Source organism: Herbaspirillum sp. B65 (assembly GCF_000333555.1).
Classification (GTDB): domain Bacteria; phylum Pseudomonadota; class Gammaproteobacteria; order Burkholderiales; family Burkholderiaceae_D; genus Herbaspirillum; species Herbaspirillum rubrisubalbicans.
The window spans coordinates 1-1,741 of sequence record NZ_BADI01000072.1 but is presented as its reverse complement, the minus strand read 5'-3'; the positions used below and the strand labels follow the sequence as shown (position 1 = coordinate 1,741).

Sequence of the window (1,741 nt, the reverse complement as noted above, 5' to 3'; positions counted from 1 at the left end):
CAGGTGATGTGGCGCGCCTCCGCACCACCTCGCCGATGGCGTGGTTGCGTTCCGGGTACATGGCGGTGATTTCGCGGCCGACCATCTGGGTGATGATCTTGTCCACATCCATCTCTTGCATTGGGGTGGTGGCGATGTGCTTGCCATCGCGGATCACCGAGATGGTGTCGCAGATCTCGGCCACTTCGTCGAGTTTGTGGGAGATGTATCCACGCGCGCGGCTTGCTCGCTCACGGTGGCGGCAAGCAAGTCTTGTGCTGCGGTGTGCTGGCTCACGACCGCCTGGGATGGCTGGGCGGCATCGGCGAGCTCGGCGGAGCTACTGGCCATCACCAGCGGCGGCTGCGGGGCCGGCCCGCTGGCGGCCTCGATGCGCTGCGGGTGCGAGCGCTGCGCCTGCTCGCGCCGCTGGCTGCGCGCATGGTGCGAAGGCGCCAGGCTGCTGGCCCTGCCCTCGGCCAGGGAGGACTTGCCGCCGTCGAAGGCATCGGTGGACGTGATGCCATCCACTGCCACGGCTGCCGAGCTGGTCACGCCGGTAGTGCTGGTCACGCTGGCCGCATTGGCCTTGCGTGTGCGGCTTGACGATGTGGTCCTGGCCGAGGGCGCAGAGGCCAGCGCAGTCATTCGATTGGGGGCAATGGTGATGGTCATGAGCTTTTCCCTGAGCAGTGTGAGTCGTTGGCAATGACACGGATCGGGCTTGTTCTTGGGCCTGGGCAGCATCCTCCTGGCGCTTGCCGCCTACTGAAGGAGATTGGCCTCACCTCGAATTTATTTGTGTCAAAACTCGTAAAATTTCTTCCCGATGCCATTCAACCCAAGCTTGCAGACGCCGACAATCGCACCTAGGTGCTAGCTTTCGCCTGCGGGGAATTGCTTTTCAGAACATCTGTATGCTTGATAATGTGAACTATTCTTCAGCAACGCGTGACGTTGCCCCCCTCACTGCGGCAAGGGCATGAAAATGATTTATATGAATAATCATGCATAGCAATGGCTTCCCCAAAGACATTTGTCCTGCCGGGGTGAATAGATTTTCCGCAACAAGAGGGCCCCGCCGCGATCCTGGCCTGATCCAGGCCATGGCCTAGCACAGATAGACTGCCTACTGCAATGCTCCCGAATCCCTATGTGACGAATAGCCCTTGTGGTTTATCGTGCATTTCAGTAGATTGGCGGAAAAAACGATAGTCCGAGAGACGCCCACGAAGGCGCTCCGAGACAACGGAGACGGAACACCATACCTGCCTGCCCCTCGCCGTCCGTGGACCTGGTCCGCGGCGTCGATGCGCGTCTTGCTTGTCGTTTCCGCGTGTTTTTTCAGGGTCAGCCTGCTGCACCGGTCGCCATCGACTGGCGCGGAATTTGCATGGATTTACCCAGAACATAAGGAGCCGCGCCATGTCTTGCGACGATTTTTCGGTCCACGCCGTGCAGTTCTCGGACGTGGATGAACAAGCCAGTATGCTCACCGGATGGGAGCAGGAGTACCAGCAATTGGGCAGTGGCCGCTTCGTCGGTGCGCTGGCCATGGTGCAGACCGAGGATTTCTGTTTCATCCGAGAAAGCACCAATACCGCCCTGCACGAGCGCATCGTGCCGCCGCCCGATCAGTTGGTGATCGGCTTGTGCAATACCCACCAGCGCGGTCACCTGCTCAATGGCCGGGCGCTCACGCAAGAACAGTTGATGGTGCTCGAAGGCAGTCGCGCCCATCAAATCGGCACCACGGGCCCCA

1 protein-coding gene and 2 pseudogenes are annotated in these 1,741 nt (G+C 60.4%); 1 reads left to right on the top strand and 2 read right to left on the bottom strand.

Features of this window, described 5'->3' with window-relative positions; translation table 11 throughout:
* Nucleotides 1-220 (bottom strand): annotated as a pseudogene (locus I5W_RS01770) (D-xylose ABC transporter ATP-binding protein); the annotation flags it as partial.
* Entirely contained in the window at nt 154-654 is a 501-nt protein-coding gene (locus I5W_RS31910) for a hypothetical protein (RefSeq protein ID WP_044527961.1), read from the bottom strand. The gene I5W_RS31910 and the pseudogene I5W_RS01770, both read right to left, overlap by 67 nt.
* A gap of 750 nt (nt 655-1,404) precedes the next feature.
* Between I5W_RS31910 and I5W_RS01760 the strand changes: the two are divergent.
* Nucleotides 1,405-1,741, top strand: a pseudogene (locus I5W_RS01760) (helix-turn-helix domain-containing protein); the annotation flags it as partial.

Bases quoted from the DNA above. Each gene is read 5' to 3' on its own strand.
- I5W_RS31910 (WP_044527961.1), bottom strand. From the start codon at position 654: ATGACCATCACCATTGCCCCCAATCGAATGACTGCGCTGGCCTCTGCG.